Source organism: Paracoccus stylophorae (assembly GCF_028553765.1).
GTDB classification, from domain to species: domain Bacteria; phylum Pseudomonadota; class Alphaproteobacteria; order Rhodobacterales; family Rhodobacteraceae; genus Paracoccus; species Paracoccus stylophorae.
In genome coordinates, this window is the sequence record NZ_CP067134.1 from 1115337 (window position 1) to 1131012 (window position 15676).

12 protein-coding genes and 1 tRNA gene are annotated in these 15676 nt (G+C 67.7%); 7 read left to right on the top strand and 6 right to left on the bottom strand.

Annotated elements, in window-relative coordinates:
• Positions 1 to 26: 26 nt before the first annotated feature.
• Both JHW45_RS05505 and ssb read right to left on the bottom strand, forming a co-directional pair.
• Positions 27 to 2051, bottom strand: coding sequence for a DEAD/DEAH box helicase (locus JHW45_RS05505; RefSeq protein WP_272859932.1), 2025 nt, complete (start codon positions 2049 to 2051; stop codon positions 27 to 29).
• A gap of 189 nt (positions 2052 to 2240) precedes the next feature.
• Positions 2241 to 2732, bottom strand: coding sequence for a single-stranded DNA-binding protein (gene ssb / locus JHW45_RS05510; RefSeq protein ID WP_272859933.1), 492 nt, complete (start codon positions 2730 to 2732; stop codon positions 2241 to 2243).
• 280 nt (positions 2733 to 3012) lie between these two features.
• On the opposite strand from ssb, the gene JHW45_RS05515 reads away from it, so the two are divergent.
• Positions 3013 to 3636, top strand: a complete 624-nt coding sequence (locus tag JHW45_RS05515) for a lytic transglycosylase domain-containing protein (protein WP_419181835.1) — start codon at positions 3013 to 3015, stop codon at positions 3634 to 3636.
• Positions 3637 to 3642: 6 nt separating this feature from the next.
• Here the strand turns inward: JHW45_RS05515 and JHW45_RS05520 are convergent, their stop codons facing one another.
• Positions 3643 to 3978 carry a DUF6665 family protein gene (locus JHW45_RS05520; protein WP_272859934.1) on the bottom strand — a complete coding sequence of 112 codons (336 nt, stop codon included), beginning with the start codon at positions 3976 to 3978 and terminating at the stop codon, positions 3643 to 3645.
• 82 nt (positions 3979 to 4060) lie between these two features.
• Complete coding sequence (locus JHW45_RS05525) at positions 4061 to 4645, bottom strand: sulfotransferase family 2 domain-containing protein (protein ID WP_272859935.1); 585 nt, start codon at positions 4643 to 4645, stop codon at positions 4061 to 4063.
• A 245-nt stretch (positions 4646 to 4890) separates the two neighbouring features.
• Between JHW45_RS05525 and recA the strand changes: the two genes are divergently transcribed.
• The 3 genes from recA to JHW45_RS05540 all read left to right on the top strand — a co-directional run bounded on the left by recA (position 4891) and on the right by JHW45_RS05540 (position 9167).
• Positions 4891 to 5961: a recombinase RecA gene (recA, locus tag JHW45_RS05530; RefSeq protein ID WP_272859936.1), complete on the top strand. Its 1071-nt coding sequence runs from the start codon at positions 4891 to 4893 to the stop codon at positions 5959 to 5961.
• Between the two features lie 258 nt (positions 5962 to 6219).
• On the top strand, positions 6220 to 8877 hold the full coding sequence (gene alaS, locus JHW45_RS05535; protein ID WP_272859937.1) for an alanine--tRNA ligase: 2658 nt from the start codon (positions 6220 to 6222) through the stop codon (positions 8875 to 8877).
• Positions 8874 to 9167: a DUF1330 domain-containing protein gene (locus tag JHW45_RS05540; protein WP_272859938.1), complete on the top strand. Its 294-nt coding sequence runs from the start codon at positions 8874 to 8876 to the stop codon at positions 9165 to 9167. Before alaS ends, JHW45_RS05540 begins: the two co-directional genes overlap by 4 nt.
• A gap of 26 nt (positions 9168 to 9193) precedes the next feature.
• On the opposite strand, the gene JHW45_RS05545 is transcribed toward JHW45_RS05540, so the two are convergent.
• Positions 9194 to 9278 (bottom strand) — tRNA-Leu (locus JHW45_RS05545).
• On the bottom strand, positions 9257 to 10957 hold the full coding sequence (locus JHW45_RS05550; protein WP_336385805.1) for an NAD(P)H-hydrate dehydratase: 1701 nt from the start codon (positions 10955 to 10957) through the stop codon (positions 9257 to 9259). The genes JHW45_RS05545 and JHW45_RS05550 overlap by 22 nt, the downstream gene beginning before the upstream one ends.
• Positions 10958 to 11115: 158 nt before the next feature.
• Here JHW45_RS05550 and JHW45_RS05555 point away from each other — a divergent pair, with 158 nt between their 5' ends.
• From JHW45_RS05555 to JHW45_RS05565, 3 genes are all read left to right on the top strand, one after another.
• Positions 11116 to 11454, top strand: a complete 339-nt coding sequence (locus tag JHW45_RS05555; protein WP_272859939.1) for a P-II family nitrogen regulator — start codon at positions 11116 to 11118, stop codon at positions 11452 to 11454.
• 66 nt (positions 11455 to 11520) lie between these two features.
• Entirely contained in the window at positions 11521 to 12927 is a 1407-nt protein-coding gene (gene glnA, locus JHW45_RS05560) for a type I glutamate--ammonia ligase (protein ID WP_272859940.1), read from the top strand.
• A 181-nt stretch (positions 12928 to 13108) separates the two neighbouring features.
• Positions 13109 to 15628: a cation:proton antiporter gene (locus JHW45_RS05565; protein WP_272859941.1), complete on the top strand. Its 2520-nt coding sequence runs from the start codon at positions 13109 to 13111 to the stop codon at positions 15626 to 15628.
• The last annotated feature ends 48 nt before the right edge of the window (positions 15629 to 15676 follow it).

The window sequence follows — 15676 nt, forward strand, 5'->3', positions numbered from 1 at the left end:
GGCGCGACGAGGGAAATGTTCCGGCATCAGCCTGCCGCGCAGATCACGCCCGCGCCCGGCGGGGGCCGGGGCAGGGTGGACGACCGCGTGCCGGCGCCGTTATTTGCGGCGTTTGGGCCGGTGCGGCGTCGCATCGCCGCCGCGGGCGCGCCGGGCTGTCGGGGCCTTGCCGGCCGGCTTGGCGGGACGACCCTTGGCGGCGGCGGGTGCGGCGGGCGCATCGCGCCGCGCGGCGGGTTTCTCCTTGGCCGCCATGCGCAACTTCTGCGCCTTCTCGGCCTTTTGCGCCGCGCTCCAACGCGGTTTCGGACGCGGTTTGCCGGTCGCGGAAAGTTCGCCCTCGGGCGCGCCTTGCGGCGTGGGCACGGGGTCGGGACGCGGCGCGGCGGCAGGTTCGGTGCGGTCCTGGCCGGGCCGGGGCGGTTTCGGCGTGCGGGGCTTGGGGCCGGGGCGCGGCCGGGGGCGGGGTCCTGTCCCGGCTCGGTCTGCATCCGCTGCATGGTCAGGCCGGGCTCGATCTCGATCCCGTCGCCGAAACGGGCGGCGTCGGCGGCGGCGATCTGGACATGGGTCTGGTGTTCGCGCACCCGGATCGCGCCGATGCCGTCGCGGGTGATGCCGCCGGCCTCGCAGATCTTGGGCAGCAGCCAGCACGCCTCGGCCCGGCCGGTATGGCCGACCGACAGGCTGAACCAGATCGAGTCCCCGAATTCGCGCGGCGGACGCGGCGCGGCGGCGGAAGGCGGCGGCGTGTCGGCCAGTTCCTCGGGCGGCGGGCGGCCTTCGCGCCACAGTTGCACGAAGGCTGCGGCGATCTGTTCTGGCCCGACCCGCGCCAGCAATTCCCGGGCGACCGCCGTGTCTTCCAGCGTGGTGCGCAGCGCCGGGTGGTCCAGCATACGGATGTCGTCCTGCGCCCGCACCTCGTCGGCCGAGGGCGCCTTGCCCCATTCCGCCGCCACCTTGGCACCCTGCAACAGGCGCTGCGCCTTCTTGTAGTCGGCCGGTGTCACGATCAGGGCCGAGACGCCCTTGGCGCCGGCGCGCCCGGTCCGGCCGGACCGGTGCAGCAGCGTTTCGGAACTGCCCGGCAGATCGGCATGGATCACCAGTTCCAGCCCCGGCAGATCGATCCCGCGCGCGGCGACGTCGGTCGCGATGCAGACGCGCGCGCGCCCGTCGCGCAGCGATTGCAGCGCATGGGTGCGTTCCTGCTGGGACAATTCGCCCGACAGCGCGACCACGCGAAAGCCGCGATTGCCCATCCGGGCCAGCAGGTGGTTGACGTTGGCGCGGGTCTTGCAGAACACGATGGCGGTGCGCGCCTCGTAGAACCGCAGCAGGTTGAAGATCGCGTTCTCGCGGTCGCGCACGGCCACCGACAGGGCGCGATAGGCGATGTCGCCGTGCTGGCGCGCCTCGCCCATCGCCGCCACGCGCAGACCGTCGCGCTGGAAATCGCGGGCAAGCTTCTCGATCGCGGCGGGCACCGTGGCCGAAAACATCAGCGTCCGGCGGCTTGCGGGCGCGGCCTGAAGGATGAATTCCAGATCCTCGCGAAAACCCAGATCCAGCATCTCGTCGGCCTCGTCCAGCACCGCGACGCGCAGCTGCGACAGATCCAGCCCGCCGCGTTCGATGTGATCGCGCAGCCGTCCCGGCGTGCCGACGACGATCTGCGCACCGCGCGCCAGCGCGCGCCGTTCGGTGCGGTAATCCATGCCGCCCACGCAGGTCGCGATCCGCGCGCCGGTCGCGGCATAAAGCCAGTCCAGCTCGGATGCGACCTGCAACGCCAGTTCGCGCGTCGGCGCGATGGCCAGCATTAGCGGCGCCGTCCCCTCGGGCAGCGAAAAAGCGGCGTCCAGCAATTCGGGCGCGGCAGCGATGCCGAACGCCACGGTCTTGCCCGACCCGGTCTGTGCCGAGACCAGCAGATCGCGCCCGCCGGCATCGTCGCGCAGCACCGCCTCTTGCACCGGGGTCAGGGTGTCATAGCCGCGTCCGGCCAATGCTGCGGCCAGCGGCGCGGCAATTTCGTTCTGGGTCATTCTGTTCGCCTGATCGTTGTCTCGGGCCGATACACGGCCCGGTGCCGGTCACGGGAAGTCGCGGACCGGGCAGCCGATCCGGGGCCTAGCCTGTGGCACGGTCAAAGTCAAAGCAAGACGATCCGGCCGGCCGCCGCGCGCCGCCGGTGTGACGTAACGGAGAGGGGGTCCGGCGCGGTCCGGGCGGGATCAGAACGGGATTTCGTCGTCGTAATCGCTGCGCCCGCCCCCGGATGACGTCCCGCCTTCCGGCGCCGAACCGCCGCCGCCTCTGTCTTCGTAACCGCCGCCGCCGAAGCCGCCCGAATCGCGGCCGCCGCCGCCGTCGCCGCGGCCGTCCAGCATCTGCAACGTGCCGTTGAAGCCGCGCAGCACCACCTCGGTCGTATAGCGGTCCTGGCCCGACTGGTCCTGCCATTTGCGGGTTTCCAGCTGGCCTTCGACATAGACCTTGCTGCCCTTTTTCAGATACCGCTCGACCACGTTCACCAGCCCTTCGGACATGATCGCCACCGAATGCCACTCGGTCTTTTCGCGACGCTCGCCGGTGTTGCGATCCTTCCACTGGTCCGAGGTCGCGATCCGCAGATTGGCCACCTTGCCGCCGTTCTGGAAGGTGCGGATCTCGGGGTCGCGACCCAGATTGCCGATCAGAATGACCTTGTTGACGCTGCCTGCCATGACGGGGTTTCCCTGCTTCGATGTCCTGCGGCCGGTCTATCCCAGCCCGGCCGTCCCGTGCAAGCCATTCGCCTGCCGGCAGCGGCGCGCGCGGGCCGGTCGCCTGCGGCGCGGCACCGGGCGCGATCGGCGGGTTCCCGCCGACGCGGCAGCTGTCGAAAAGCCGTCTTTTCGCATGGCTGGCGACGAGGCGGTTTTTCTGTATAGTTGCACGACAACGCGATGGCAAAAATCGCGGCGCCGCCTGGCGCAATTTCCGACAAGAACGAGGGGCGGAAAGATGCAGATCATTCCAAAGGCGAAATTCGTGCTGTGCGCAGCACTGGTTGCGGCGATGGCCGTTCCGGCGGCGGCAGACGGGCTGCGGCTGTCGGGCAGTTCGTCCAAATCGCGGGCCGATCAGTTCGCCCGCCAGACGCGGCTGATGGATTCGCGGCTGGCCGGGCAGTATCAGCAGTCGGCGCGGCTTCAGCCCGGCGGCGGCAATCGCAGCGTCGTCGACATCCAGCTGTCGCGCAACATCCCGGCCTATCGCGGCAAGCGCAGCGATTTCATGCCGCAGGCGCGGGCGGCGGCGCGCAAATACGGGGTGCCCGAGGATCTGTTCCTGCGCCTCGTGCAGCAGGAATCGGGGTGGAACCCGCGCGCGCGCTCTCACAAGGGGGCGACGGGTCTGGCGCAGCTGATGCCCGGCACGGCGGCCAAGCTGGGGGTGAACCCGAACGATCCGGTGCAGAACCTGCATGGCGGGGCACGCTATCTGCGGATGATGTACAACCAGTTCGGCAACTGGCGGCTGGCGCTGGCGGCCTATAACGCGGGTCCGGGCGCGGTGTCGAAATATGGCGGCATCCCGCCCTATCGCGAAACGATGAACTATGTCCGCGTGATCGCGGGCAGCTGAGGCCGGTCAGCCGCCGGGCTTCTGCCGGATGGTCGCGGCCGCGCCCATCCGGTGCAAAACCTTTTGCGGGATGGCATAGATGCGCACCACCTGCGGCCAGTCGCGCAGCCCCGCCATTTCCCGCATCACCATGAATTCCCACGCAATGCGACCGGCGCGGTTCAGCCGGTCCTCGGTATCCGTGTCCGGATCGCGCGCGAGATCGGCCAGCGCGCGTTCCAGCCGCCGCCCGGCCAGCCCCAGTGCCGAGGCGCGTTCGGCCTGCAATTCGTGCTGCAGCGCCTCGTCGCCCCCTTGCGCCAGCGCGGTGGCCCACTCGATGCGGCTGTGAAACCCCTTCATCCGGTCGCCTCCTGTCCAGAGGCGACCAGTCTAACGCGCGGCGGGACGTGGGTGAAGCGCGGGATGCCGGCTGCGCCGCGTCCTACAGCGTGGCGTAAAGCGCCGCGTCGGCCGCCATGCCGGTGCGCAGCCGGGCTTCCTGATCCGCCGCCAGATCGACATCGACCGAGGGCGGGACGTTGATGCGCGGCAGCTCGATCGCGCAGTCCAGCCGGTCTTCCAGAAACTCCACGAAGGCGGCGATATCCTCGTAGCGAAAGATCCGGTCCACCTGCGTCGCGCCATCGGTCAGAAAGCCCGACTGGGTCCCGACCATCAGCCGGGACGGCCCGTCGGGCGTCATGTAATCGTCCGCGAATCGCGAAAAGCTGACCCCCTCCATCCGGTGCAGCGGGTCCTCGTGATCGTCGCGCAGCTTGAAGCGATACCAGCTGCGCAGCCAGTCCACCGGTTCGCGCATCAACGCCATGGTGGTGAAATCCTCGCCGGTGCTGGCGCGCAGCCAGGGACCGACATGCCGGCGATAGGCGGCGATATCGGTGTGCTTCAGGGTCGGCGGGCGCTGGATCGAGACCGAGGCCAGCGGCTCCAGCGCCGCGGCGATGGCCGTTGAGCCGGCCTTCGGCGTGGCCAGGAACACCAGTCTCTGGTCCCAGAATATCAGCATGCGCGGCCGTGTCCCCGTGTCGTGATCGTCAGGCGGGGCCCCGATACCCATGTGGTCGGGCGATGTAAACGCTTTCTTAATCGGTTCGGCCGGATGATGCGTGACAGAAACACCGGCGAATCGCGCGGTTCGGGCTTGAAAACCTGCGTCGGATGGCGCATTGATGTGAAGAACAAGAAGTGAACACATTTCCGGTCCAACAGATTGCCCCGTCCCGAGGGCTGTGAAATAACAATGAGGACGACATGGCACAGGCGAGCATTTTCGACATGAAGGACAAACGCAGCGCGGACAGGCAGAAGGCGCTGGACAGTGCGCTGGCGCAGATCGAGCGTCAATTCGGCAAGGGCTCGATCATGAAGCTGGGCAAGGACAACCCGGTGACCGAGATCGAGTCGACCTCGACCGGCTCGCTGGGGCTGGACATCGCGCTGGGCATCGGCGGATTGCCCAAGGGCCGGATCATCGAGATCTATGGTCCCGAAAGCAGCGGCAAGACGACGCTGACGCTGCACGCCGTGGCCGAGGAACAGAAGAAGGGCGGTGTCTGCGCCTTCGTCGACGCCGAACACGCGTTGGACCCGCAATATGCGCGCAAGCTGGGCGTCAATCTGGATGAATTGCTGATCAGCCAGCCCGATACCGGCGAACAGGCGCTGGAAATCGTCGATACGCTGGTGCGGTCGGGGGCGGTCAGCATGGTCGTCATCGATTCGGTCGCCGCGCTGACGCCCAAGGCCGAGATCGAGGGCGACATGGGCGATCACCAGGTCGGCGCCCAGGCCCGGCTGATGAGCCAGGCGATGCGCAAGCTGACCGCCAGCATCGGCCGGTCGAACTGCATGGTGATCTTCATCAACCAGATCCGCATGAAGATCGGCGTGATGTTCGGCAGCCCCGAAACCACCAGCGGCGGCAACGCGCTGAAATTCTATGCCTCGGTGCGTCTGGACATCCGCCGCACCGGCTCGATCAAGGATCGCGACGAGGTGGTCGGCAACTCGACCCGCGTCAAGGTGGTCAAGAACAAGGTCGCGCCTCCGTTCCGGCAGGTCGAGTTCGACATCATGTATGGCGAAGGCATCAGCAAGATGGGCGAGTTGGTCGATTTGGGCGTGAAGGCCGGCGTGGTCGAAAAGTCCGGCGCCTGGTATTCCTATGGCGACGAGCGGATCGGACAGGGGCGCGAAAACGCCAAGCAGTATCTGCGCGAACATCCGGACCTGGCCTATGCGATCGAGGACAAGATCCGCGCCAGCCACGGCCTGGATTTCGGCGTCTCCGGCGGCGAGGAAGAGGCGCTGACCGAGGAGTGAAGCCGGGATGGCCTGCTGCCGCGTCCGGCACTACGGCTGCCGGCTGACCCTGCGGAGCGCCGGGGCGATGCCCCGGCGCGCGGTTTTTCCTCCGGGGGGCTTTGCCCCGTCCGGCGCGGCGCGCCGGACCCTCCAAGGTATTTGCCAAAGAGCGCGAGGGGCGGGGCGCGGGATTGCTGGACAGCGCCAGGCGCCAAGGTTAGACCGGCGGCAGCCCGGCCCGCGGCCGGACGGCATGCTTTGCGATGAAGGCCCCCGATGCCCAGTCTGAACGATATCCGATCGACCTTTCTCGGCTTTTTCGAGAAGAACGGACACCGCGTGGTGGACAGCAGCCCGCTGGTGCCGCGCAACGATCCGACGCTGATGTTCACCAATTCCGGCATGGTTCAGTTCAAGAACCTGTTCACCGGCGTCGAGACGCGCGATTACACGCGCGCCACCTCGGCGCAGAAATGCGTGCGCGCCGGCGGCAAGCACAACGATCTGGACAATGTCGGCTATACCGCCCGCCACCACACGTTTTTCGAGATGCTGGGGAATTTCAGCTTCGGCGATTATTTCAAGTCCGAGGCCATCGCGTTCGCGTGGGAATTGCTGACCCGGGATTTCGGCATCCCCAGGGACAGGCTGCTGGTCACGATCTATCACACCGACGATGAGGCCGCCCGAATCTGGAAACAGGTCGCGGGCCTGCCGGACGACCGGATCATCCGCATCGCCACCGCCGACAATTTCTGGCAGATGGGTCCGACCGGCCCCTGCGGCCCCTGCACCGAGATCTTCTTCGACCACGGCGAGGATATCTGGGGCGGTCCGCCGGGCAGCGCCGAGGAAGACGGCGACCGATTCATCGAGATCTGGAACCTCGTCTTCATGCAGAACGAGCAGTTCGAGGACGGCAGCATGCGGGCCCTGGACATGCAGTCCATCGACACCGGCATGGGGCTGGAACGGATCGGCGCGCTGTTGCAGGGCAAGCACGACAATTACGACACCGACCTGATGCGCAGCTTGATCGAGGCCAGCGCCCACGCCACCAGCAGCGAACCCGACGGTCCGGGCAAGGTGCATCACCGCGTGATCGCCGATCACCTGCGCTCGACCGGTTTTCTGATCGCCGACGGGGTGATGCCGTCGAACGAAGGCCGCGGCTATGTGCTGCGCCGGATCATGCGGCGCGCGATGCGGCATGCGCATATGCTGGGCGCGCAGGACCCGGTGATGCACCGGCTGGTGCCGGAACTGGTGCGGCAGATGGGCGACGCCTATCCCGAGCTGAACCGCGCCCGGCCGCTGATCGAGGAGACGCTGCGCAGCGAGGAGACGCGGTTCCGCCAGACGCTGGATCGCGGGCTGCGCCTGCTGGACGACGAGCTGGCCAAGCTGCCCGACGGCGCGGCGCTGCCGGGCGAGGCGGCGTTCAAGCTGTATGACACCTATGGTTTTCCTTTGGACCTGACGCAGGATGCGCTGCGCGAGAAGGGCCGGGCGGTCGATAGCGCGGGCTTCGACGCGGCGATGGCCGAACAGAAGGCCAAGGCGCGGGCGGCGTGGGCCGGCAGCGGCGAAACCGCGGATGCGGCGATCTGGTACGATCTGGCGGACCGGCACGGCGCGACCGAATTTCTGGGCCACGACACCGAAGAGGCCGAGGGTCAGATCCTGGCGCTGGTCGCCCAGGGCTGCGAAGCCGAACAGGCTGAAACGGGCGAGGCGGTCCAGATCGTGGTGAACCAGTCGCCGTTCTATGCCGAATCGGGCGGGCAGGTCGGGGATACCGGGCTGATCCGCACCGAAACCGGCGCCGCGCGCGTCACCGACACCAGAAAGATCGCCGGCGTCTTCGTCCACATGGCCGAGGTCACGATGGGCACGATCCATCGCGGACAGGGCGCGCAGCTGTCGGTCGATCACGCCCGCCGCAGCACGATCCGTGCCAACCATTCCGCCACCCATCTGCTGCACGAGGCGTTGCGGCGCATCCTGGGCGAACACGTGGCGCAGCGCGGTAGCCTGAACGCGCCCGACCGGCTGCGTTTCGATTTCAGCCACAACCATGCGGTGACGCCCGAGGAAATGGCCAAGATCGAGGCCGAGGTGAATGAGTTCATCCGCCAGAACTCTCCGGTCGAAACCCGGATCATGACCCCCGACGATGCCCGCGCCCTTGGCGCGCAGGCCCTGTTCGGCGAGAAATACGGCGATGAGGTGCGGGTCGTGTCGATGGGCCGGCAGGGCAATTCCGGCAAGGGCGCCGACGGCCAGACCTACTCGATCGAGCTGTGCGGCGGCACCCATGTCGGGCGGACGGGCGATATCGGCGCATTCGCGGTGCTGGGCGACAGCGCCTCCAGCGCCGGGGTCAGGCGGATCGAGGCGTTGACTGGACAGGCCGCGCTGGATCATCTGCGCGACGCGGATCGCCAGTTGGGCGAGATCGCGGGGTTGCTGAAGGCGCAGTCGAAGGACGTGGTTAACCGCGTCCGCGCCCTTGCCGACGAACGCAAGGCGCTGGCAAACGAGGTGGCGCAGCTGAAACGCCAGCTGGCGATGGGCGGCGGCAACGCGGCCGAGGCGAAAGAGATCGGCGGCGTCAAGTTCGTGGCGCGCAAGGTCGAAGGCGTCGGCGGCAAGGAGCTTGGGCCCCTGATCGACGAGATGAAGGCGCAGCTTGGCAGCGGCGCGGTGCTGGTTCTGGCCGAGGCCGACGGCAAGGCCACGGTCGCGGCCGGCGTGACGCCGGATTTGACCGACCGGCTCAGCGCCGTGACGCTGGTGCAGACCGCCACCGCGGCCCTTGGCGGCAAGGGCGGCGGCGGGCGTCCCGACCGCGCCCAGGGCGGCGCGCCCAGTCTGGACGCGGCCGACGCGGCCTTTGCCGAGGTCGAGAAACTGATCGGAGAGTCCGCATGACCGCGCTTTGGATCGCCCATGTTCATGTCACCGACGCGGATGCCTATGGCCGCTATGCCAAGGCGGCGGGTCCGGCCATCGCGGCACATGGCGGCGAGTTTCTGGCCCGGGGCGGGCGATACCGGCAGATGGAGGGCACCGACCGGCCCCGCAATGTGGTCGCCCGCTTTCCCAGTTTCGAGGCGGCCGTGGCCTGCTATGAAAGCGAGGCATACCAGGCCGCGTTACAGCACGCGAAAGGCGCGTCCGAGCGCGATCTGGTGATCGTCGAGGAAACGCCCCCGACCTGATGGCTGCGCCCCGATTCTGTGTCTGATGGTGCGGGTGGAGGGACTTGAACCCCCACGCCTTGCGGCGCCAGAACCTAAATCTGGTGCGTCTACCAGTTCCGCCACACCCGCAACGGCCGCGCTTCTAGCAAAGCTGCGGGCCGGGTGCGAGGGGAATCTCGGCGCGGCAGATCGCGCAGCACAGCGGCCAGCGATTGCGGCAGATCGTCCGCCGTCAGGCCCGGCCCGAAACGACGCGCGGCGCGCGCGTGCATCAGGACGCCGATACTGGCCGCGTCGCAGGGGGGCAGGCCGCGGGCCAGCAGACCGGCGATGATTCCGGTCAGCACGTCGCCCGCGCCGGCGGTGGCCAGCCAGGGGATATCCGTGGCGGAATGGATCACCGCCTGACCCTGCGCGTCCGGCTCGTCGCGCGGCGGTCGCGCGATCACCGTGTCGGCACCTTTCAGCAGGACCGTGGCACCCGAACGCGCGGCGGCCGCGCGCACGGCATCAAGGCGCGACCATGCCGGGCCGGATTGAGGCACCGTCTCAAGCTGTCGGGCCAGATCGGGGAACAGCCGCGCAAATTCCCCCGCATGAGGGGTCAGCACGCAGTTGCCGTGCAGCCCCTTGAACCCGCGCGCGGCCAAGGCTGTCAGCGCATCGGCGTCCAGCACGCAGGGGCGTCCGGAGTCCAGCACCGCCGGCAGCAGATCGCCCGCGCGATCCACGCCGCAGCCCGGCCCCAGGCCAACCGCGCCGATCCGCCGGTCCTGCAACAGATCGGCCAATGCATTCGCGTCCTCGACGGGGCGCCGCATCAGCGCATCGGGCGGGCCGAGATGTTCGATCAGCGCCGATTTCGGCGGGCAGATCGTGACCAGCCCGGCCCCGATCCGCAGGGCCGCGCGCGCCGCCAGCCGCGCCGCCCCGCCCTGGCCCAGCCCGCCGGCCAGGATCAGCGCGTGACCGTGATGGAACTTGTGGCCCTCGACGCTGTGACGTTTGGTCAGCCAGGCGTTGCGGTCGCGCGTCGCGTCCGGCGGTCGTCGCCCGTCTTCGATGTCGAATTCGGGCCAGATCGCGGACAGATCGGCCGGGCGCCGCCCGTCCTTCGTGCCGATTCCGGTGCGCCACGGGTGCAGCCCGATATCCGCGATCACCAGCCTGCCGCAGCAATCGGGTCCGCGTTCCAGCAGATGTCCGGGTTTGGGGCTGTCGAAGGCGACCGTCAGGGCGACCCGCAGATCGTCAGGGTGCGGGCCGCGCGGACGGCCCAGAAAGGCGCCGCTGTCCATGCACAGGCCACTGGGACAATCGACGGCAACCAGCCGGGACCGATAGAACGCGCCGTCGCCGTCGGACCCGCCCATGTGGCGCAGCAGCGCGTCAATCTCGCCCTGAACCGGGCGCGTCAGCCCGGTGCCGAAGATCGCGTCCACGAACACATCGCTGTCGCGGGCGCGGTGCAGGTCCGACAGGCTCAGCGGCAGGATCGGGCCGATTTCGCGCCAGCGCCGCTTCATTTCGGCGGCGTCCGCGCCCGGGGTGCTGTCCATGCCCAGAACCCGCACGCGCCAGCCTGCGCGCGCCAGATGGCCCGCGATCACGAACCCGTCGCCGCCATTGTTGCCCGGACCGCATAATACCGTCGCCGTACCCGCGCGCGGCCAGCGCAGGCGGATCTGGCCGGCCACCGCCGCGCCCGCACGCTCCATCAGGTCCAGCCCGGACACCGTGCCGCTGTCGATGGCGGCGGCCTCGATCGCGCGCATCCGGGCGGTTGTCAGGATTTCGGTGCCGATCAACCTATCATCTGCCTGAATTCTGAACATCGTGCCTGTTTTTCATGCAGAACGCCGGGGTCGCGTCCGTTCCCCGCGCGATCCGCAGCCTGCGTCATTTACCCTGCCAAGGAAAGCCGCCAATCAGACCGCAGGCAAGCCGCGAAGAAGGATCAATTGCGATGAAGAAGGTCGAGGCGATCATCAAGCCGTTCAAGCTGGACGATGTGAAAGAGGCCTTGCAGGAGGTCGGCGTGCAGGGATTGTCCGTCACCGAGGTCAAGGGTTTCGGCCGTCAGAAGGGGCATACCGAACTGTATCGCGGCGCGGAATATGTCGTCGATTTCCTGCCCAAGGTGAAGATCGAGATGGTGCTGCCCGACGATCAGGTCGAAGCCGCCATCGACGCCATCATCGGCGCCGCCCGCACCGAGAAGATCGGCGACGGCAAGATCTTTGTGTCGCCGGTGGAACAGGCGATCCGCATCCGGACCGGCGAAACCGGCGACGACGCGCTTTAGGCAGGCGACGCGCACCCGGCCCCCGGGCGGGTGCCGCGCGACAAGGGACAGGAAGAAAGGAAAGACATGGAAATCAATGACGTCTTGAAGCTGATGCAGGAAGAGGAGGTCGCCTATGTCGATGTCCGCTTTACCGACCCCAACGGCAAGCTTCAGCATGTGACGCTGGACGTGGATCTGGTGGACGAGGAGTTTTTCGAAGAAGGGTTCATGTTCGACGGCAGCTCGATCGCGGGCTGGAAAACCATCGACCAGTCGGACATGAAGCTGATCGCGGACACGTCCTCGGTCTATATCGACCCGTTCTATGCCGAAAAGACCCTGTGCGTGCATTGCAACGTCGCCGAACCGGACACGGGCGAACCCTACAGCCGCGATCCGCGCGGCACCGCCGTCAAGGCCGAGGCGTATCTGAAATCCTCGGGGATCGGGGATGCGGCCTATTTCGGCCCCGAGGCCGAGTTCTTCCTGTTCGATGACGTGCGCTATTCGATCACCCCGCAGAAAGTGGCGTTCCAGATCGACGCGGTCGATGCCGCCTGGAACACCGACACCGAATACGAGATGGGCAACCAGGGCCATCGCGCCGGTCACAAGGGCGGCTATTTCCCGGTCAATCCCATCGACACCGGCCAGGATATCCGCGGCGAGATGCTGTCCACGATGAAGCGGATGGGCATGAAGGTGGACAAGCACCACCACGAGGTCGCCAGCGCGCAGCACGAGCTGGGCCTGATCTTCGGCAGCCTGACCGAGCAGGCCGACAACATGCAGAAATACAAATACGTCATCCACAACGTCGCCGCCGCCTATGGCAAGTCGGTCACGTTCATGCCCAAGCCGATGAAGGGCGACAACGGCAGCGGCATGCATGTCAACATGTCGATCTGGAAAGAGGGCAAGCCGCTGTTTGCCGGCGACAAATACGCCGATCTCAGCCAGGAGGCGCTGTGGTTCATCGGCGGCATCCTGAAACATGCCAAGGCGCTGAACGCGCTGACCAACCCCTCGACCAACAGCTACAAGCGGCTGATCCCCGGTTTCGAGGCACCGGTGCTGCGCGCCTATTCGGCGCGCAACCGGTCTGGCTGCGTGCGCATCCCGTGGACGGAAAGCCCCAAGGCCAAGCGGGTCGAGGCGCGCTTTCCCGACCCCTCGGCCAACCCCTATCTGTGCTTTGCGGCGCTGCTGATGGCGGGTCTGGATGGCATCCGCAACAAGATCGACCCCGGCCCCGCCTCGGACAAGGATCTTTACGATCTGCCGCCCGAGGAACTGGCCGAGATCCCGACCGTCTGCGGCAGCCTGCGCGAGGCGCTGGAAGAGCTGGAAAAGGACATGGATTTCCTGCTTCAGGGCGATGTCTTCACCCGCGACCAGCTGGAGGGATACATGGCTCTGAAATGGGAAGAGGTCTACGCCTACGAACACACGCCCCATCCGGTCGAATACCAGATGTATTACAGCTGCTGACGGGCGGGCCGAAAGGCCGGTGAACCGACAGGACGGGCGCCCCGGGGCGCCCGTTTTTCATGCGGCGCGTCGGCCTGCTGCGCGCCGCGCGCAAGGCCCGGTTCGCGGAATTCGCGAAAATGCGTCGCAGAATGATGCGGGCAATATTCCCTGACGATGTTTTTCCAGCTATCGCAAGCCCATGGACATCGTTCTTCTGACCACAATCGTCGCATCGCTGTTCGTGGTGATCGGGGTGGCCGAGCCTTTGGCGGCGCGGCTGGCCTTGCCCTATACCGTCATTCTGGCCGTGCTGGGCATGATGATCGGGACGGGCGCGATCTTTCTGCTGCGCACCGACCTGACCGACGCGCTGAACCCGGTGGCGGAATCGATCCTGGCGCTGCCGATCCGGTCGAACGTGTTCCTGTATGTCTTTCTGCCGACCCTGATCTTTCAGGCGACGTTGGGCATGAACGCGCGGCGGATGGCCGATGACTGGGTGCCGATCCTGGTTCTGGCGGTGGTGGCGGTGTTCGTGGCCACGATCACCATCGGCTATGCCCTGGCCTGGACCAGCGGGCTGCCGCTGGTCGTGTGCCTGCTGATCGGGTCCATCGTGTCGACCACCGATCCCTCGGCCGTGGTCAGCATCTTCCGGTCGCTTTCGGCCCCGCGGCGGCTGGCGCGAATCATCGAGGGCGAAAGCCTGCTGAACGACGCCGCCGCCATCGCGCTGTTCGGCCTGTTCATGGGGTTCGTGATGCTGGGCGTGCCCAGCCCCGATCTGGGCACCGCGATCCGCGGCTTTCCGTGGCTGCTGGCCGGCGGGGCGGCGGGCGGATGGGCGGCCGCGCGGGTGGCACTGGTGCTGATGCAATGGCTTGCGCGGTATGAACTGGCGCAGCTTTCGGTGTCGGTCGCCTTGCCCTATCTGGCCTATATCGGCACCGAATACGTGGTCGAGGCGTCGGGCGTCATCGCCGTTGTCGCCTCGGGGCTGACGCTGAGCCTTGCGGGTCCGGCGCGGCTGGCCCCCGCCTTCTGGACCAACCTGCGAGAGATCTGGAACCTGCTGGCGCATTGGGCCGGCGCGCTGATCTTCATTCTGGCCGCGCTGCTGATCCCGCGGCTTCTGGGCGAGATGCGGGTGGGCGACTATGCCCTGATCCTGGTCGTGATCCTGGCAGCCATCGTGGCGCGCGCGGCGATCCTGTTCCTGTTGCTGCCGGTGATGACACGGCTGAAGCTGTCGCCGACGGTCGAACGCCCGTATCGCGTGGCGATCCTGTGGGGCGGGCTGCGGGGCGCGGTGACGCTGGCGCTGGCGATGGCGGTGACCGAAAGCCTGCGCGTGCCGGTCGAGACGAAGCGGCTGGTCGGGATCGTCGCCACCGGATTCACGCTGTTCACGCTGCTGGTGCAGGGCACGACGCTGCGATGGGTGATCGGCCGGCTTCGGCTGGACCGGCTGTCGCCGCTGGACGAGGCGCTGTCCAATCAGGTCATCGCCGTGGCGCTGCAGACCGTGCGCGAAGAGGTGGCGCGCACCACCGAAAGCTATGACCTGACGCGCGAGACGGTGCGATCCGAGGCCAAGCGTTTCGCCGAACGGCTGGACCGCGCCGTGGAACGCGCCGAGGCCGAGGATAACGCCCAGATCCTGGACCGCGACCGCATCACCCTGGGTCTCATCGCGATTGCGGCGCATGAGCGCGAAACGATTCTTGAACGGTTCCGCGAACGCGCCATCAGCGCGCGGCTGTCGGAAACCATGCTGACCGATGCCGACCGCCTGATCGAGGGGGCGCGCAGCGGCGGGCGGACCGGCTATCAGCGGGCGGCGCGGCGCGGGCTGCGCTATGGCACGATGTTCCGGATCGCGTCGTTCCTGCGCAACCGGCTGCGGATCGCGGGGCCATTGGCGCGCATGACCGCCGACCGGTTCGAGGCGCTGCTGGCCAAGCGGCTGATCCTGCGGGATCTGCACGGGTTTCTGGACACCCGCATCCGCCGCATCCACGGGCGGCGCGTGGCCGATCTGCTGCACGAATTGCTGACCCGGCGGCAGGAGGCTGTCGAAACCGCGCTGGAGGGTCTGCGGCTGCAATATCCGGGCTATGCCGAAAAGCTTGAGCGTCGGTTCATCCGCCGGACCGCGCTGCGGCTTGAGGAACACGAATACAACGCCATGCGCGAGGACGGGCTGATCGGGGCCGAACTGCACACCGCGCTGATGGCCGACATCACCCGCCGCCGCCAGCAGGCCGAGGGGCGGCCGCATCTGGATCTGGCGCTGCGCCGGGACGAGCTGATCCGCCACTTCCCGCTGTTCGCCGATCTGGACGAAAGCGAACTGCGGCAGTTGGCGCGGGTGCTGCGGACGCGCTATGTCAATGCGGGCCAGGTCATCGCGCGCAAGGACAGCCCGTCGCGCAGCGTCTATTTCGTGTCGTCGGGCGCGGTCGAGCTGGAAATCGCCGGGCAGACGACGCGGCTTGGCCGGGGCGACATGTTCGGCCAGATGGGGGTGCTGCTGAACAAGCCGCGCCGGGCCCAAGTCACGGCGATCACGCCCACAAGCCTGCTGATGCTGGACGAAACGGCGTTTCGCCGGGTGCTGAAACGGTCCCGCGCGCTGCGGCAGGCGGTGCGCGACAGCGTTGCGGCCCGGTCCATGCCCGAGGAAATGGCGCGGCTGCCCGAACTGGCGCGCGACTGATCGCTTGGCGCGCGGGCCGGGCGGGGCTACACCGCTGACCGAGAAGCA